Consider the following 16,579-nt stretch of genomic DNA (forward strand, 5'->3'; position numbering starts at 1 on the left):
TAACCCCTGCGCCGGGAAACGCCAGCGCGGCGGGACCGGCCATCGGTCGGGGGGTAGCGCGGGATGCAGACCTCCTCGCCGGCATGATGTCAGCCGCCCGGCAGGAAGGCCCGCGCCCCGCTCTTCGTGTCCCGCACCTCCTCGACCGGCGCGCCGTAGAGCCGGCCGAGGGCGTCGGCGTCCAGCACCTGCGCCACCGGTCCCTCGGCCAGGGCCGCGCCGCCGCGCAGGAGGAGCGCCCGGTCGGCGAAGCGGGTGGCCTGGTTGGGGTCGTGGGTGGTGAAGAGGAGGCCGAGCCCGTCGGCGCGCAGGCGCAGGATCTCGGCCATCACCCGGCCCTGGTTGCCGAAATCGAGGCTCGCGGTCGGCTCGTCGAGGACCACGATGCGGGGTTCCTGGGCGAGGGCCCGGGCGACCAGCACCAGTTGGCGCTCGCCGCCCGAGAGCCGCGTCACCGGCCGCTCGGAGAGGTGGGCGATGCCCATCCGGGCGAGCGCCTGCTCCGCCGCCGCGTGGTCGGCCCGCGAGGGGGCGGAGAGCAGGCCGGTGCGGCTGGTGCGCCCCATCAGCACCACGGCGCGGGCCGTGAACGCGAAGGCGCTGGCGCCGGCCTGCGGCACGTAGGCCATCGCCCGCGCGCGCTCCCGGGCCGTCAGGCCGCCGAGCGGCCGGCCCTCGACCCGGATCGTGCCGCCTAAGGGCGGCAGCAGGCCGAGCAGGGTCTTGAGGAGCGTGGTCTTGCCGCCGCCGTTCGGCCCGAGCAGAGCCAGGGCCTCGCCGGCGGCGAGCCGGAGCGAGAGGCCGCGCCCGATCTCGCGGCCGGGATAGCCGAAGGCGAGGGCGTCGGCTCGAAGCAGCGTCACGACCAGTCCCGCTCCGCCCGGGCGAGCAGCCACAGGAAGATCGGCGTGCCGACGAAGGCGGTGAGGATGCCGAGCGGCACCTCGACCGGAGCCACCGTCCGCGCCAGCGTGTCGATGGTCAGCAGCGTGCCGGCGCCGAGCAGAGCCGCCGTCGGGATCAGCCGGCCGAAGCCGGGACCGACGAGGAAGCGGGCGAGGTGCGGCACCACCAGCCCGATCCAGCCGACGATGCCGGCCGTCGCCACGCTCGCCGCGGTGACGAGGGTCGCGGCCGCCACCACGGCGACGCGCAATGGCCCGGTGGCGAGGCCGAGGGAGCGCGCCTCCTCGTCCGGCAGGGACAGGACGTCGAGGCGCCAGCGCAGGGCGAGCAGGAGCCCGGTGCCGAGGACCACGGGTCCGGCGAGCGGCAGGAGGTCGGAGGGGTGCGTGCCCGATAGGCTTCCCAAGAGCCAGAAGGTCATCGCGGGCAGCTGGTTGTAGGGGTCGGCAAGATATTTGATCAGCCCGACGCCGGCCCCGAGCAGCGAACCGATGACGATGCCGGCGAGCACCAGCACCAGGACCGGATCGCGCCCCGACAGGGCGGCGCCGAGCGCGTAGACGCAGGCCACCGCCACTAGCCCGCCCGCGAAGGCGAGGCCCTCGATCGCCAGCACCCCGAGGGAGAGCCAGATGCCGAGCACGGCCCCGAGCGCCGCCCCGGACGAGGCGCCGAGGATGTCGGGCGAGACCAGGGGATTGCGAAACAGGCCCTGGAAGGCGGTGCCGGCGACCGACAGGGCGGCGCCGATCAGGATCGCGGCGGCGATGCGGGGGCCGCGGATCTGCAGCACCACTGCCTCGACCGCCGGCGCCACGTCCGGCGCGTGGCCGATGAGGCGGGAGGCGAGCACCCGGGCGACGTCGAGGAGCGAGACCGGGTAGCGACCGACCCCGAAGGCGAGGGCGGCGGCGAGCACCAGGACGAGGAGCGCGAGCCACGGCCCGCCGAGGCGCACGGCCCGGGCGCCCGCAAGCGCGATGCCGCTCACGGGGCTCCCGCCAGAAGGCGGTCGAGGGCCGCGTCGTCCGGCACCACGTGGTAGAGCTGCCCGGAGAGGTCGCGGGCGACCGCCCGGATGTCTTCGGGGAATCGCGCCGGGTAGAGGATTGTCCCCAGCCACCACAGGCCCATGAGCCGGTTGACCGAGGGCGGGAAATCGACCCAGCCGAAGGGGAGCGACGGGCTGACATGCAGGCGGTTCGCCCGCAGAGCCGGCGTCGCCTGCCAGAGGGGATCCTGCCGCGCCGCCGCCGCGAAGGCGGGATCGAGGGCGACGATCACCTCGGGCGCCCAGGCCACCACGTCCTCCGGCGAGACCTGGGCCAGGCTGCCGCCGGGGCCCGCGACGTTGACGGCGCCCATGAGCGCCAGCGCCTCGACGTTGATCGAGCCTGCCCGGGCGGTCTCGAGGCCGCGAGGCCCGCGGGCGAGGTAGACCCGGGGGCGCTCGTCTTGCGGCACCGCGGCGACGCGCGCACGCATCGTCGCCAGCGTCCGCTCGGCGAGCATCGCCAGAGGTTCGGCGTCGCGCCCGATCAGGCGGCCGAGGCCGCGATAGGTGGCGGGCGCCGCCGTCAGCCGACCGTCGAGGAGGGCGTAGGGGATGCCGGTCTGGCCCTGCACACGGTCGGCGAGGGAGCGGTAGGTCTCGGCGGTCGAGCCGACGTCGAGGATCAGGTCGGGTTTCGAGGCCAGCACCGCTTCGAGGTTGGCGGTGTTGCCGCGCCCGGTGAGCCGCCCGACCTCGGGCAGGTCGCCGGCCTGCGGCAGCAGGTAGGGTTTTTCCGCCGGGCGGATCGCCCGCGGCCAGCCGAGCAGCAGGTCCGGCGCCAGGGTGTAGAGCAGGATCGCCGCCGGGGGGCCGGCGGGAAACACCCGGGCGACGGGGGTGCGCAAGCCGTCGAGGGCCCGGCCGGCATCGTCCCGCAGGGGATCGGCCGCGCGGGCGGGCCCCGCCAGCGCGAGGGCTGCCGATCCGATCAGGAGAGAACGCCGGTCAAGCATCGCAGAAGCGCTCAAGGCCCGTTCGCCTGAAACCGTAGTTGTCATTTCACCCGCAACCTTACCCTGAGAGCTGGCTCAAGTGGGCGGAGTGGTTTGCAACCCTCCTCGTCATCCCGGGGCCGCGGAAGCGGAACCCGGGATCCATAACCGCTGACGGTAGAGGCTAAGGCGGAACGGATCTGCTTCGTTCTCCAACATCAGCGGTTATGGATCCCGGGTTCTCGCCTTCGGCGAGCCCCGGGATGACGTCGAGAGTTGTCGAATTCTGGGCCGGATCAATCGACGCGACCGATTGGGCAGATTCTCAATCCGTCGCGATCATCACGTCGCTGGACTTGATCACCGCCTTCACGGTCTTGCCGGGAGAGAGCCCCAGCTCGTCGGCGGATTCGTTGGTGATCGCCGCGGTGACGACCTGCCCGCCGGCGAGCTCGACCCGGACATGGGCGGTGGTGGCGCCCTTCTTCACCTCGACGACCTTGCCGTCGAGCTGGTTGCGCGCGCTGATCTTCATCGAGGGTCCTCTCCGTCCGGCAATCGCGGCGCGTCCGCGCCGCTCTGGGCGCACAGATAGGCGCGGCGCCCGGTCCCGGCGAGCCGGAGTCGGGCGATTTCACGGCCGAGTTTCGCGCGCCGGGACCCGAAACCAAAGCCGGCATCGTCCGTTGTCGTGCAGCTTCGAGCGGGCCTGCCCGCTCGTCACGCCGTTACGGGAGATCGAGATGCACCAGGGCAGCCACCGCGACCACGAGGGCGCTAAGAAGCTCTTCGCGATGATCAAGGACGTGAAGATCGCGATGATGACCACGGCTGATTCCGACGGGCAGCTGCGCAGCCGTCCGATGTGGAACCAGGACGCGGACGAGGCCGGCGACCTGTGGTTCTTCGTCAAGCACGACGCGCCGGTGGCGGGCGAGATCAGCCGCGACAACCAGGTCAACCTGTCGTATTCCGATCCGTCGAGCCAGAACTACGTCTCGGTCTCGGGCAAGGCCGAGATCGTCCGCGACAAGGCGCAGATCGACGCCAAGTGGAGCGAGAGCCTGAAGACCTGGTTCCCGGGCGGCAAGGACGATCCCTCGATCGCGCTGATCCGCGTCCATCCGGAGAAGGGCGAGTACTGGGACAGCCCGAACTCGACGATGCTGCACCTCTACGGCTACGTGAAGGCGGCCGTGACCGGCGAGTCGCCGAAGACCGAGAAGAAGGCGGTCGACCTCGGCGCGCGCTGACGGTTGCGCACAAGGCAGGGCCGGCGGTCGAGCTTGATGCTTGACTCGGCGGCCCGAACCGTGCCGGCTGCGCACCCTCCGTTGCCCCGCCCGAGGGGCGACGGTTCGGCCGCCCGCAGGAGGCGGTCCTGACGCAGGCAGGCACGGGCGATGCTCGATCTCGCGACCAGGGTCTACAACCACACCTGGAAGATCGACCCGATCATCCGCTCCGTGCTCGACACGGATTTCTACAAGCTGCTGATGGCCCAGACGATCTTCCGGCGCCACCGGAACGTCTCGGTCACCTTCGGCATCCAGAACCGCACCAGCCGGGTGCGGCTCGCCGACCTGATCGACCCCGGCGAGCTGCGCGAGCAGCTCGACCATTGCCGGTCGCTGCGCCTCACAAGGGGCGAATCGACCTGGCTGCGCGGCAACACGTTCTACGGCCGCCGGCAGATGTTCTCGCCGGATTTCATGGACTGGCTCGAGAACTTCCGCTTCCCCGACTACCTGCTGGAGAAGCAGGACGGGCAGTACGTGCTCACCTTCCACGGCCCGTGGATCGAGACCACGATGTGGGAGGTGCCCGCGCTCGCCATCCTCAACGAGCTGCGCTCGCGCGGCGTGCTCAAGGGCATGGGCAAGTTCGAGCTCCAGGTGCTCTACGCCCGCGCGATGACGCGGATCTGGGAGAAGATCGAGCGGCTCAAGACCCTGCCCGGCCTCTCCATCGCCGATTTCGGCACGCGCCGCCGCCACGGCTTCCTGTGGCAGGACTGGTGCGTCGAGGCTATGATCGAGGGCTTAGGCAACGGTTTCCTCGGCACCTCGAACTGCCTGATCGCCTTGCGCCACGACATCGAGGCGGTGGGCACCAACGCGCACGAACTGCCGATGGTCTACTCGGCTCTCGCCGAGACCGAGGAGGATCTCGCCCGCGCGCCCTACCTGGTGCTCGCCGACTGGCAGCGGGACTATGCCGGCAACCTCCTGGTGATCCTGCCCGACACCTACGGCACCACCGGCTTCCTCGACCGCGGCCCCGCCTGGATGGCCGACTGGACCGGCATCCGCATCGATTCGAAGGACCCGATCGAGGGCGGCGAGGAGGCGATCCGCTGGTGGACCCGGCACGGCCGCAACCCGCGGGAGAAGCTGGCGATCTTCTCCGACGGGCTCGACGTCGACGTGATCGAGCGGATCCACCGCCACTTCCACGGCCGCCTGCGCATCGGCTACGGCTGGGGCACGCTGCTCACCAACGATTTCCGCGGCCTGGCGCCGGACGGCCGCCTCGACCCGATCTCGATCGTCTGCAAGGTGATCTCGGCCAACGGCCACGCGACCGTGAAGCTCTCCGACAATCCCACCAAGGCCCTGGGGCCGGAGGAGGAGGTCGAGCGCTACAAGCGGGTGTTCGGCGTGGGCGCCCAGCAGGCGGTGCCGGTTCTGGTCTAGCGCGTCGTCCGGCGGAGCGGAGACCGGTTCGCCGCAGGAAACGCGGCGACATCAAAGATCCCTCGTGCTGTCCTGTGGCGGCATGAGGGGGTGGTGCCCCAGAGTATCGCTCCGTCCTACGAGTTCTCCCGTCCTCCTGACGCAGGGACGGAATGGGAGAAAAGGATGCGAAACGCCGGATTATTGTCGGATTCGTCATAGATCCCGTGCTTCTGTCAGGAGCGGAAACGGGGTCGGGCACGTGGCGGATGCGCGCGAGCGTTGAATCGGACGAGGTCTACGTCGCGCTGGTGTCGGATCTCGCGCGCACCGCCTTGCCGACCACCATCTTGGGCGTGACCTTCGCGGGCGTCGGCCTGTTCGTCGCGCAGGCGCTCGGCCATGCCGGGCTGACCGCCGCGGTGGCGAGCGGCGTCCTGGCCTGCCTGTGCAAGCTGGCGCTCATGATCGGGCAGACGCGACGGCTGGCGCGCCGGCCCTACGCGCCGCGGGAGGCCCGCCTGTGGGAATGGGGCCATCTCCTGGCGACCATCGGGGTCGCCTCCTCGGTCGGCGCCTTCGCCGCCATGGTCTTCGCGCAGCCCCAGATGGAGCCGCAGATGCTCGCGACCGGGCTGCTGTTCGGCTACAGCTCGGGCGTCGTCGCCCACCTCTTCATCCGGCCGGTGCTGGCCTGCGGCGCGCTGCTGCTGGCGGTCCTGCCGGCGATCGCGTCGGCGGCCTGGTTCGGGGACATGCCGCACAGGATCCTGGCGGCGATGTTCGGCCTGTTCCTCGTCGGGGCCCTGCAGAGCGTGTTCTCCGCCCACCGGAAGGCCATCCGGCAGATCCGGCTGCGCCTCGACATGGCGGCGCTCGCCCGCAGCGACACCCTGACCGGGCTCGCCAACCGCCTCGGCCTCCGCGAGGCGTTCCGCACCCTGTCGGGGACCGGGGACGACAGCGTGGCGATCCACTGCTTCGACCTCGACCGCTTCAAGCCGGTCAACGACCGTTACGGCCACGCGGCCGGCGACGCCCTGCTGCAGGAGCTCGGCGCGCGCCTGCGCCTGATCGTGGGGCCCCCCGCCCTGGCGGCCCGGACGGGCGGGGACGAGTTCGTGGTGCTCCAGCCCGGCGTGCGCCACCCGGGGGAGGCGGAGAGGTTCGCCCGCCGCATTCTCCACGCCCTCAGCGCGCCCTACCGTCTCGGACCCGAGACGGTCAGCGTCGGCCTGAGCTTAGGCTTCGCCTGCGCGCCGTCGCGCACGGCCGATCTCGAGGACCTGGTCCGGCGCGCCGATGCGGCCTCCTACGCGGTCAAGCGGCAGGGCGGCGGGGTCGCCCCGAGCGGTCCCGCGGCCGGGCCGCCGCGGGCGAGGGCCGGCGCGGATTCCGTGCCGGCCACCTGCCGATAACGGCGCCGCGCTACTGCAGCTTCGCCCGGTAGGTCTCGCCGGCCTTCGCCTTCAGCTCCGTCCCCGCCTCGCGCCCGATCGCCAGGGCGTCCGCGGCGAGGCCGCTGCGGTGGGTGGCCCAGTGGGCGCTGCCGTCGGGGAGGAACAGCAGCCCGTCGAGGGTGAGCCGGTCGCCGTCGATCTGGGCGAGCGCCGCGATCGGGGTGCGGCAGGAGCCGTCGAGTTCTTCGAGCAGCGCCCGCTCGGCCCCGACCGCGATGGTGGTGCGGGGGCAGGCGACGGCCTGGAGGCGCGCGATCACGTCGGAATCGCCGGCCCGGCACTCGATGCCGAGGGCGCCCTGCGCCACCGCCGGCAGCATCTCGCTCACCGGCAGGATCTCCTGCGCCCGGTCGGCGAGGCCGAGGCGCTCGAGCCCCGCGATGGCGAGCAGGGTGGCGTCGCAGGCGCCCTCCTGCAGCCGCTTCATCCGGGTGTTGGCGTTGCCGCGCAACGGCACAATTCGAAGGTCGGGCCGGCGCATCAGCACCTGGGCGCCGCGGCGCAGGGACGAGGTGCCGACCCGGCTGCCCGGCGCGAGGTCGGCCAGGCGCTGCGCGTGCGGCGACAGGAAGGCGTCGCGGGGATCGTCCCGTTCCAGGATGCAGGCGATGACGAGGCCGTCCGGCAGCCAGGTCTCGACGTCCTTCATCGAGTGGACGGCGACGTCGACCTCGTCGGCGAGGAGGGCCTGCTCCAGCTCCTTGGTGAACAGGCCCTTGCCGCCGATCTCGGAGAGCGGCCGGTCGAGCACCTTGTCGGCCACCGTGGTGACGACGACGAGCTCCATCGCGCCGGGTTCGGCGAGGTCGGGGTGGGCTGCCGCGATGCGGTCGCGCACCATCCCGGTCTGGGCGAGCGCCATCGGGCTGCCGCGGGTGCCGATGCGCAGGGGACGTCGGGCCATGGTCGGGTGCCGTGAGATCGAGGAACCTTGACTTCGCGAGTAGCGGGTCGGGCGCCCCGTGTCACGCTGCCGTGACACTCTCGTGGATCATCAGTCCCGCGGTACCTGTTCGTCGGCGGGCCGGCCGCCCTGGGGCGTGCCGGCGGCGGGCTTCGTCGCGCCCGCGGGATCGGCGCCCGCGGGACGGCGGCTCGCCCCGAGGCTGTCGTTGGCGAGCCCTTCGCCGGGCTCCGGATCCGGCTTGCGGTCGTCGGTCATGGCTGTCTCCGGTCTCAGGTCCGGAGGGCAACGATTGGCGATTGCCCGGGTTTCGAAAGTCCTTTTCAGAAGCCCTGGACCGCCAGCACGGTGTGCTCGACCTGCGGCGGGGCGGCGAAATGCTCCGAGACCAGGGCGCGCCAGGCCGGGAAATCGGCCGATTCGCGAAAATCGACGGTGTGGTTCTCCAGGGTCTCCCACTGCACCATCAGCCGGTAGCGGGTCGGGACCTCGACCGAGCGCTGCAGCTCCATGCCGCGGCAGCCCTTGGCGCGGCGAAACAGCTCCGCGGCCTGGCCGACGCCGGCCTCGAAGGCGCTCTCGTGCCCGGCCTTCACCTCGATCTGCGCGATCTCCAGAACCATGCGACCCTCCTCGTGCGATGCAGCAACCCATGCGCGAAGCCGCCGGGCTTGTCCACGCGGCGGGGCGGCGGCAACCCAGGGCGGCGGCAACAGCGGTGGATGGCCTCCGGTGCCCCGTTGCCAAGCCGGAACAGGACGCGCACAAACCGTGGATGACCTGTGCACAGGGGCAACCAGTCCCGACCGGCGCCGTTTCCCTGCCGGAACGTGACAGCGGAGTTCGGTCCTCATGGCGACGCTGAAGGAATTCGAGGAAGCCCTGCGCGAGAACGGCATGCAGATGGCGCTGGCGATTCTCGAGCGCCTGCGCGAGCGCGACCGCGCCAACCGGGTGGTCAAGCCCGGGCGGCGCATCGTCGGCAAGAAGATGACGCCGGAACTCGCCCGCGAGATCCTGGAGCTGCACGGCTCGACGGAGATGACCCAGCAGGAGATCGCCTTCAAGCTCGGCGTCAACCAGGGCCGGGTGAACGAGGTGATCAAGCGCGGCAAGTGGCTCTCGGGCGACCAGACCGCCCCGGAGGCCGTGGCCCGCGACAAGGGCAAGGCACGCATCCAGGGCGTCGAGCCGAAGCGGCCGCGCAAGGCCGCCGCCAAGACCGGCGCCCGGAGCACGGCGAAGGCCGGGGCCAAGACTGGTGCGGCCAAGGCCGGCAAGCCGCAGAAGAGCCCGGCGGCGGCCCAGCTCGCCTTCGGCGATCTCTGACGAAAGACCGGGCCGCCCTAAAGCCGCATTGGGCTTAACGCCCGCGATCCTCTAACAGTCGAGGTGCCGAGCCGCCCCGACCGACGGGCGGCCGGTCACGACACCGGCCAACCCCGGGAGGAACACGCCCATGTCCAATGCGATGTACGATTCCGCCAACCTGCAGAAGCTCGGCGCCCTCAAGGGCCTCACCCCCGAGGCGATGAGCGCCTTCGAGGCCCTCGACAAGGCGGCGCTCGCGGACGGCGCGATCCCGCGCAAGTACAAGGAACTGATGGCGCTCGCCGTCGCCCTCACGACGCAATGCCCGTACTGCCTCGAAGTGCACCGCGAGGCGGCGAAGAAGGCCGGCGCGACCGAGCAGGAACTCGCCGAGACCGTCTTCGTGGCGGTGGCCCTGCGGGCCGGCGCGGCGCTCACCCACGGCACGCACATCCTGCCCTGAGACAACAAGAAGCGCCCCGGCCTTGCGGCCGGGGCGCTCCCACTGACTAGGCTGAAGACCTGACGCTTACGCGGCCTTCTGGACGCTGCCCTCGATCGATTGCGGGCGGGCACCCGAGGCGATCTGGATCTGGCGCGGCTTCTTGGCCTCCGGGATCTCGCGGACGAGATCGACGTGGAGCAGGCCGTTCTCCAGCACCGCACCGGTCACCTGGACGTGGTCGGCGAGCTGGAAGCGCCGCTCGAACCCGCGGGCCGCGATGCCCTGGTGCAGGAACTCGGCCTGCTTGGCCTCGGCCTTGCGCTCGCCCTTCACGGTGAGGGCGTTCTCGCGGGTCTCGATCGACAGGTCCTGATCGGTGAAGCCGGCCACCGCGAGGGTGATCCGGTAGGCGTTCTCGGCCGTGCGCTCGATGTTGTAGGGCGGATAGGTCGGCGCCGCATCCGAGGTCACGAACTGGTCGAGAGCGGAAAACAGGCGGTCAAAGCCGACGGTCGAACGGTACAGGGGGGCGAGATCGAACTGACGCATGACATATTCTCCGTCTGAAGCAATATGTAGTCTTGTGGGACCGCCGCTGGGGCCGGCCCCGGTCTTGCGCGCCGCCGTATCGGCCGGCGCCCCTCGCATATTGGAGTGGTCTCTGGACTGGTCAAGACCGCCGCCGGAGGCGGATCGCGAATTTTTTCGAAGGGCGCGGACGGACGCGGATCCCGCCCCACTTAATTAGGGTGTGCCGTGCCAGGATGCGGCGGATGCCAGCCTCGGAGGCCCTCCCGTGACCGTGCCGCTGCTCGCCACGCCCGACAATCCGATCCCGCCGGGGGCCACGCTCCTGACGGTCAGAACCGCCGACGGGCTCTCCTTACGCGTCGCCACCTGGGCGCCGACCGCGCGGGTCGTGCACGGCACGGTCTGCCTGGTGCAGGGCCGGGCGGAGTTCATCGAGAAGTACTTCGAGACCGTGACCGAACTGCGCGGCCGCGGCTTCCACGTCGTCGCCTTCGACTGGCGCGGGCAGGGCGGCTCGGACCGCACGGTCGAGGACCCGCACAAGGGCCACGTCGACGATTTCGCCGAGTACAAGCTCGACCTCGCGGCGGTGGAGACGCAGGTGATGGAGGCGCGGATGCCGCGGCCCTTCTTCGGCCTCGCCCACTCGATGGGCGGCGCGATCTGCCTCACCGCGGCGCGGGAGGGCTGGCTGCCGTTCAGCCGCCTCGTCGTGCTCGCCCCGATGGTGGCGATCTGCATGATCCGCCGGCCCAAGGCCGCGATGCGCCTCGCTGCTGTCCTGCGGGCGCTCGGCTACGGCCGCCGCTACGTGCCGGGGGGCTCGGCGGTCTCGATCGCCACCAAGCCGTTCCCGAACAACCGGCTCACCGCCGACCCGGTGCGCTACGCCCGCAACGCCGCGGCGGCGCTCGCGGTCAAGGCCGGCGCCATCGGCGATCCGACCATCGGCTGGCTCGCCGCCGCCTTCCGGGCGATGCGCCGCTTCGAGGATCCGCGCTATCCCCTCGGCATCCGCGTGCCGGTCCTGGTGGTGGCCGCCGGCGCCGATCCGGTCTGCAGCACCCCGGCGGTGGAGCGTTTCGCGGCCCGGCTGGCGGCCGGCCACACCATCACGCTCCGCGGCGCCCGCCACGAGATCCTGATGGAGCGCGACGCGATCCGCGAGCAGTTCTGGGCGGCGTTCGACGCCTTCGTGCCGGGGACGGCGGCGCCGCTCGCCGAAGGAACCCAGGAGGTGGCGAGGGCGGACGTGGCGTGACGCTCACCCGCGCCAGCGCAGGGTCTCGATCAGGGCGCGCAGGGCCGGGGTGACTTGGCGCGCCGGGTGATAGAGGTGGTATCCGGGAAACGGCAGGCACCAGGCATCCAGCACCTGGACGAGACGGCCCGCCGCGACGTCCTCGGCGACGTCCTGCTCCAGCATGTAGCCGAGCCCGACGCCCGCCCGCAGGGCCGCCCCCGCCAGGACGCCGTCATTGACGACGAGCCGGCCGCTCGCGCGCACCCGCATGTCGCGGCCGCCCCGAGCGAATTCCCAAGGCAACAGGCCGCCGCCGGCGAGCCGGTAATTGATGCAGTCGTGGTCCTCGAGGTCGGCCGGGCTCTCGGGAGGAGGCCGCCGGGCGAAGTAGCCGGGCGTGCCCACCACCACCGTGCGCAGGTCCGGCCCGACGCGCACCGCCAGCATGTCGCGCTCCACCGCCTCGCCGAAGCGGATGCCGGCGTCGAAGCCCGCCGCGACGATGTCGGTCAGCCGGTCGTCGGTCACCACCTCGACCGAGACCGCCGGATGGTCGAGGAGGAAGCCCGGCAGCGCCGGATCGAGCACGCTGCGGGCCGCCGCCAGGAAGGTCGTCAGCCGCAAGGTCCCCGAGGGGGCGCCGCGCCACTCGGCGAGGCCGGCGATCCCGCGGGCGACCTCGGCGAGCGCCGGATCGAGGGAGCGCAGCAGCCGCTCGCCCGCCGGCGTCGGGGCGACGCTGCGGGTGGTGCGGGCCAGCAGCCGCACGCCGAGCCGCGCCTCCAACCCCCGCATCGCGTGGCTGAGCGCCGAGGGCGACAGGCCGAGCTCGGCCGCCGCGCGGGTGAAGCTGCGTGCCCGCGCCACCGCCGCGAAGGCCGCGAGATCGTCGAGCGTGCCGCGCCGCATTCCTGAGCCCCGTTCACAAGCGCTTGCGGCCGATCCGGGCTAATCGCCCGTGATCCCTCACGCTATCCCGTGTCCCATCATCGAGGACATGCAGCAATGGACCTGTCGGATTATTGCACGCTCGGCCGTTCGGGCTTGGGCGTCAGCCCGCTCGCGCTCGGCACCATGACTTTCGGCACCGCCCGCTGGGGCCTCGACGAGGCAGGTGCCCGGGCGGTATTCGACGCCTATGTCGAACAGGGCGGCAACTTCGTCGACACCGCCGACCTCTATGCCGGCGGCGAGAGCGAGGCGATGCTCGGCCGCTTCATCGCCGAGCGTTCCTTGCGCGACCGGATCGTGCTCGCGACCAAGGCCGGCTTCGCGGCCGGCACCGGGCCGCATGCCGGCGGCAGCGGCGCCAAGCACCTCCACGCCGCCCTCGACGGCTCGCTGCGCCGCCTGCGGACCGACGTGATCGACCTCTACTGGCTGCACGTCTGGGACGGCGTCACCCCGGCCGAGGAGATCCTGGAGACGATGACCGGCCTCGTACGGGCCGGCAAGATCCGCTACTGGGGCCTCTCGAACGTGCCGGCCTGGCTCGCCGCCAAGACCGCGACCCTCGCGCAGGTGCGCGGCGTGCCGGGGCCGGTCGCGCTGCAATACTTCTACTCGCTGGTGAGCCGCGAGGTGGAGGACGAGCACGTCCCGCTCGCCCGCGAGTTCGGGATGGGACTGGTCCCGTGGTCGCCGCTGGCCTACGGGCTCCTGACGGGCAAGTACGACCGCGCCGCCGTCGAGGCGGGTGCCCCCCGCGGGGGCGGCCTGCCGGACGCCGCCGCCCCCGTCGGCGGGTCGCGGCCGGAGGGAGACAAGCGGCTCGACGGCGCCAACCCGTTCGGCGACAGCCTGTTCACCCCGCGCAACTGGGAGATCGTCGCGGCTGTGGGCCGGGTGGCCGAGGCGCTGGGACAGACGCCGGCCCGCGTCGCTCTCGCCTGGGTGATGGGGCGGCCGGGCGTCGCCTCGACCCTGATGGGGGTGAGCCGCCCGGGTCAGGTCGCCGATAATGTCGCGGCGCTCGACCTCGTCCTGCCGCCCGAGCACCGCGCCGCCCTCGACGTGGCGAGCGCCCAGGCCGAGCCGCGGATGCTCTACGCCCTGTCGCGCCTTCCCTTGCGGAGTCGGGTGGTGTTCGGGGGCGCCGCGATGCGCGGGATGGCGGACTGATATCCTACCCGTTCAGGAGCGCCATGGCCGCCTCGTGCAGCCGCTTGTCCCCCGCCGCCACGATCCGTCCGCCCTTGGCGGCGGAAGTTCCCTCCCAGGTCGTGACGACGCCGCCGGCGCCCTCGATCACCGGAATCATCGCCACGATGTCGTAGGGCTTGAGCGAGGCCTCGACCACGAGGTCGATGTGGCCGGCGGCGAGCATCGCGTAGGCGTAGCAATCGGCGCCGTAGCGGGCGAGGCGGGTGGCTTTCTCCACCCGCTCGTAGGCCTGCCGGTCTGCCGTGCCGTCGCCGAACAGGCGCGGGTCGGTGGTGTGCAGGATCGCCTCGGAGAGGTCGCCCTTCCGGCGGGTGCGCAGGCGGCGGCTCCCGTGCGGGCCCTGGTAATGCGCGGCCTCGCCGTCGCCGAAGAAGCGCTCGCCGGTGAAGGGCTGGTTCATCAGGCCGTAGCAGGGCACGCCGCCGCGGGTGAGCCCGATCAGCGTGCCCCAGATCGGCAGGCCGGCGATGAAGCCGCGGGTGCCGTCGATCGGGTCGAGCACCCAGACGTATTCGGCGTCCGGATTCTCGGTGCCGAATTCCTCGCCCAGGATGCCGTGGTCGGGGAAGCTGCGCTTGATCAGTTGGCGCATCACCGCCTCGCCGGCCCGGTCGGCCTCGGTGACCGGATCGAAGGCGGCGTGTCCGTCGGCCTTGTCCTCGGTGGCGAGAGCGGTGCGGAAGAAGGGCAGGATGGCCTGGCCCGACTGGGTGGCGAGCTCGTCCACGAACCGCGCGAAATCCACCACGCTCATGCTGTCCCCGATTCCCGCTCGCCTGGGCCTGCGGCCCGCTTCCCCGGATCGAAAGGGCGGCGCAGGCCCGGCGTCAAGCCCCGGGGCATCGCCCCGGGCCCTCGGGTCAGGCCTCTTCGTGCTCGGGCTCGGGCTCCCGGGCCGGGGCGGGGGAGGGCGCAGGGGAAGGGGGCGGCAGGGTGCGCAACGCCTCCAGGCAGGCTTCGACGCCTTCGCGCAAGGAGACCGCGTAGTGGTCGGCGCCGAGCGAGTCCCGGGCGCCGGGATCGCTCAGCACCGCGTCGTCCGCCGGCCACAGGCCCACCAGCACCTGCGCCGCCGGCGCCCGGCGCCGCACCCGCTGGATCAGGTAGCGCAGATGGGCCGGCTTGCCGCTGATCTCGAGGTAGGAGATGCAGATCATCCGCGCCGCACTCGCATCGAGCGAGGCGATCTCCGACCGCGACACCGCCTCGAACGGGACCACCCGTGTGCCGAAGCCGTGCTTGTCGAGGAGCTGGGCCAGCATCATCGAGGCGGCCTCGTCGAGCGGCCCGCGGCCGGCGACGCAGAGCACCGCGCCCTCGCGCCGCCATTCTTCCGGCAGCTGGTCCGGGGCGGGGGCGTCCGGCACCGCGGGGGCGGCCTCGCAGGGCATCTCCTCGTCCTGGCGGCCCGACAGGAGGCGCCCGGCGAGGGTGGGCTTTACCTCCGGCGCCACGTCGTCCCGGGTGGCGAGATCCTCGATCAGCTGCGCGATGCCGACGCGGATGCGATCGAGCTGGCTCTCGGTCAGCACGCCGCGGCGGGCGTCGGTGGCGGCGAGCTGGAGGCCTTTCAGCGCCACCTCGTCGTAGTACGAGGACAGCGAGCACTGGGCGAGGATGACCTCGGCCAGCTCCTGCGCCTCGTCGGGATCGTCGGCCAGCATGCGCTGATAGAAGTTCTCGACCGGGGTCAGGGCCGGGCGGTCGCCGAACAGCACGTCGAGGAATTCGAGCTTGTCGACGTGGCGGCCGAGCACGACGAGGCAGACGGTGAGCGGCGTCGAGAGCAGGAGCCCGACCGGCCCCCACAGCCAGGTCCAGAACAGGGCCGAGACCAGCACCGCGAAGGGCGACAGCCCGGTCGAGTGGCCGTAGACCAGCGGCTCGATGAACTGGCCGACCAGCGGTTCGAGCACGATGAACAGGGCGGCGGTCGCCAGCACCATGTTCCAGCCCGGATCGACGGCGGCGGCCAGCATCAGCGGCAGCAGGGCCGACAGGAAGGCGCCGATATAGGGCACGAAGCGCATCAGCGCGGTGAAGATGCCCCACAGGATCGGATTCGGCACGCCGATCAGCCACAGCCCGGTGCCGATGGCGAGGCCGAATCCCGCATTGAGCGCGAGCTGGACCAGGAAGAACCGGCTCAGGCGCCGCGCCGCGTCGTCCATCGCCACGGTGGTGCGGTGCAGGTCGCTGGAGCCGACGAGGCGGATCATCCGGTCGCGCAGATCCTCGCGCTGCACCAGGATGAAGATCAGCACCACGAAGACGATGCCGAGAGTGGCGAGCGGCGAGACGACCGGGGCCAGCAGCTTCTCGGCGAGTTCGACCGGGCTCGGCTCGCGGTCGCGCACCTCGACCAGGACCGGCTTGTCGGGGTTCTGCACCGCGGGGGGCGGGGCGCGCCTGCCCTCGGGCTTCTGCTCCTTCTGATCTTGTTTCTGATCTTGCGGCTTCTGCTCGGGCGCCCCGGCCTGCTGGATCTGGTGGTTGATGCTGCGGAGATACCCGGCCATGTCGCCCAGCGGCCCGGCCTTCAGGTTCTCGGCCTTCTGGGCGATGGTGCGCTGGTAGCGCGGCAGGCCGGTCGAGAGATCGGCGACCTGCATGCCGATGAGGCCCCCTAAGCCCGCCACCACGGCGAGCAGCAGCAGCACCGCGACGCCGACGGAGGGAAGCCGCCCGAGCCGGAGCTTGCGCAGCAGCGCCACCAGCGGCCCGATCACGAAGCTGAGCAGCACCGCGATGGCGATCGGGATCAGGATCTCGCGGCCGAAATACAGGGCCGCCACGATCACCGCCGCGATGACCAGCGGCGCCGCGAGGCCGTCGCCGGGGGTCTCGGCGGCCTGGACCCGGGCCGGCGCCATCGGAAAGCTCCGCCTGCGATCGTCTCGCGCATCCGCCATGCGACGCTTCACTCCCGCGCGCGCGGCACCGCCGTGGCGCCAC

18 protein-coding genes are annotated in these 16,579 nt (G+C 71.9%); 7 read left to right on the forward strand and 11 right to left on the reverse strand.

From position 1 onward, the window contains the following. Positions 1-89: 89 nt before the first annotated feature. The 4 genes from BM430_RS19780 to BM430_RS19795 all read right to left on the reverse strand — a co-directional run bounded on the left by BM430_RS19780 (position 90) and on the right by BM430_RS19795 (position 3,481). Positions 90-863: an ABC transporter ATP-binding protein gene (locus BM430_RS19780; protein WP_093568968.1), complete on the reverse strand. Its 774-nt coding sequence runs from the start codon at positions 861-863 to the stop codon at positions 90-92. Further along, positions 860-1,897, reverse strand: a complete 1,038-nt coding sequence (locus tag BM430_RS19785) for a FecCD family ABC transporter permease (protein ID WP_093568969.1) — start codon at positions 1,895-1,897, stop codon at positions 860-862. Before BM430_RS19785 ends, BM430_RS19780 begins: the two co-directional genes overlap by 4 nt. Next, positions 1,894-2,913, reverse strand: coding sequence for an iron ABC transporter substrate-binding protein (locus tag BM430_RS19790; RefSeq protein WP_093568970.1), 1,020 nt, complete (start codon positions 2,911-2,913; stop codon positions 1,894-1,896). The genes BM430_RS19785 and BM430_RS19790 overlap by 4 nt, the downstream gene beginning before the upstream one ends. Positions 2,914-3,217: 304 nt before the next feature. After that, positions 3,218-3,481, reverse strand: a complete 264-nt coding sequence (locus BM430_RS19795) for a TOBE domain-containing protein (RefSeq protein ID WP_093568971.1) — start codon at positions 3,479-3,481, stop codon at positions 3,218-3,220. Between the two features lie 154 nt (positions 3,482-3,635). Here BM430_RS19795 and BM430_RS19800 point away from each other — a divergent pair, with 154 nt between their 5' ends. The 3 genes from BM430_RS19800 to BM430_RS19810 all read left to right on the forward strand — a co-directional run bounded on the left by BM430_RS19800 (position 3,636) and on the right by BM430_RS19810 (position 6,985). Next, complete coding sequence (locus tag BM430_RS19800; protein WP_093568972.1) at positions 3,636-4,145, forward strand: pyridoxamine 5'-phosphate oxidase family protein; 510 nt, start codon at positions 3,636-3,638, stop codon at positions 4,143-4,145. Positions 4,146-4,295: 150 nt separating this feature from the next. Continuing rightward, complete coding sequence (gene pncB, locus BM430_RS19805) at positions 4,296-5,588, forward strand: nicotinate phosphoribosyltransferase (protein ID WP_093568973.1); 1,293 nt, start codon at positions 4,296-4,298, stop codon at positions 5,586-5,588. Positions 5,589-5,836: 248 nt separating this feature from the next. Beyond that, on the forward strand, positions 5,837-6,985 hold the full coding sequence (locus BM430_RS19810; protein WP_143132075.1) for a GGDEF domain-containing protein: 1,149 nt from the start codon (positions 5,837-5,839) through the stop codon (positions 6,983-6,985). 10 nt (positions 6,986-6,995) lie between these two features. Here the strand turns inward: BM430_RS19810 and hemC are convergent, their stop codons facing one another. The 3 genes from hemC to BM430_RS19820 form a co-directional block, all read right to left on the reverse strand. After that, positions 6,996-7,931 carry a hydroxymethylbilane synthase gene (gene hemC / locus BM430_RS19815; protein WP_093568975.1) on the reverse strand — a complete coding sequence of 312 codons (936 nt, stop codon included), beginning with the start codon at positions 7,929-7,931 and terminating at the stop codon, positions 6,996-6,998. A gap of 90 nt (positions 7,932-8,021) precedes the next feature. Then, positions 8,022-8,189 carry a hypothetical protein gene (locus tag BM430_RS34805; RefSeq protein WP_177303108.1) on the reverse strand — a complete coding sequence of 56 codons (168 nt, stop codon included), beginning with the start codon at positions 8,187-8,189 and terminating at the stop codon, positions 8,022-8,024. A gap of 65 nt (positions 8,190-8,254) precedes the next feature. Next, positions 8,255-8,554: an antibiotic biosynthesis monooxygenase family protein gene (locus BM430_RS19820; protein ID WP_093568976.1), complete on the reverse strand. Its 300-nt coding sequence runs from the start codon at positions 8,552-8,554 to the stop codon at positions 8,255-8,257. Positions 8,555-8,783: 229 nt separating this feature from the next. Here BM430_RS19820 and BM430_RS19825 point away from each other — a divergent pair, with 229 nt between their 5' ends. Together BM430_RS19825 and BM430_RS19830 are read left to right on the forward strand one after the other, a co-directional pair. After that, positions 8,784-9,260: an RNA polymerase subunit sigma-70 gene (locus tag BM430_RS19825; RefSeq protein WP_093568977.1), complete on the forward strand. Its 477-nt coding sequence runs from the start codon at positions 8,784-8,786 to the stop codon at positions 9,258-9,260. A 142-nt stretch (positions 9,261-9,402) separates the two neighbouring features. Next, entirely contained in the window at positions 9,403-9,705 is a 303-nt protein-coding gene (locus BM430_RS19830; RefSeq protein ID WP_093569045.1) for a carboxymuconolactone decarboxylase family protein, read from the forward strand. A gap of 66 nt (positions 9,706-9,771) precedes the next feature. Here the strand turns inward: BM430_RS19830 and BM430_RS19835 are convergent, their stop codons facing one another. After that, the gene (locus BM430_RS19835; protein WP_093568978.1) at positions 9,772-10,236 is read right to left on the reverse strand and encodes an Hsp20 family protein; all 465 of its coding nucleotides are present in this window, start codon (positions 10,234-10,236) and stop codon (positions 9,772-9,774) included. 247 nt (positions 10,237-10,483) lie between these two features. On the opposite strand from BM430_RS19835, the gene BM430_RS19840 reads away from it, so the two are divergent. Then, positions 10,484-11,479, forward strand: coding sequence for an alpha/beta fold hydrolase (locus tag BM430_RS19840; protein ID WP_093568979.1), 996 nt, complete (start codon positions 10,484-10,486; stop codon positions 11,477-11,479). Between the two features lie 3 nt (positions 11,480-11,482). Here BM430_RS19840 and BM430_RS19845 read toward each other — a convergent pair whose 3' ends face one another. Beyond that, the gene (locus BM430_RS19845; protein ID WP_093568980.1) at positions 11,483-12,370 is read right to left on the reverse strand and encodes a LysR family transcriptional regulator; all 888 of its coding nucleotides are present in this window, start codon (positions 12,368-12,370) and stop codon (positions 11,483-11,485) included. Positions 12,371-12,466: 96 nt separating this feature from the next. On the opposite strand from BM430_RS19845, the gene BM430_RS19850 reads away from it, so the two are divergent. Then, positions 12,467-13,582 carry an aldo/keto reductase gene (locus tag BM430_RS19850; RefSeq protein WP_093568981.1) on the forward strand — a complete coding sequence of 372 codons (1,116 nt, stop codon included), beginning with the start codon at positions 12,467-12,469 and terminating at the stop codon, positions 13,580-13,582. Between the two features lie 4 nt (positions 13,583-13,586). Here BM430_RS19850 and hisN read toward each other — a convergent pair whose 3' ends face one another. Then, entirely contained in the window at positions 13,587-14,378 is a 792-nt protein-coding gene (hisN, locus tag BM430_RS19855; protein WP_093568982.1) for a histidinol-phosphatase, read from the reverse strand. A gap of 106 nt (positions 14,379-14,484) precedes the next feature. Next, complete coding sequence (locus BM430_RS19860) at positions 14,485-16,497, reverse strand: AI-2E family transporter (protein ID WP_244539565.1); 2,013 nt, start codon at positions 16,495-16,497, stop codon at positions 14,485-14,487. Between the last annotated feature and the right edge of the window lie 82 nt (positions 16,498-16,579).

Source organism: Methylobacterium sp. 174MFSha1.1 (assembly GCF_900116815.1).
In the GTDB taxonomy this organism is placed as follows: domain Bacteria; phylum Pseudomonadota; class Alphaproteobacteria; order Rhizobiales; family Beijerinckiaceae; genus Methylobacterium.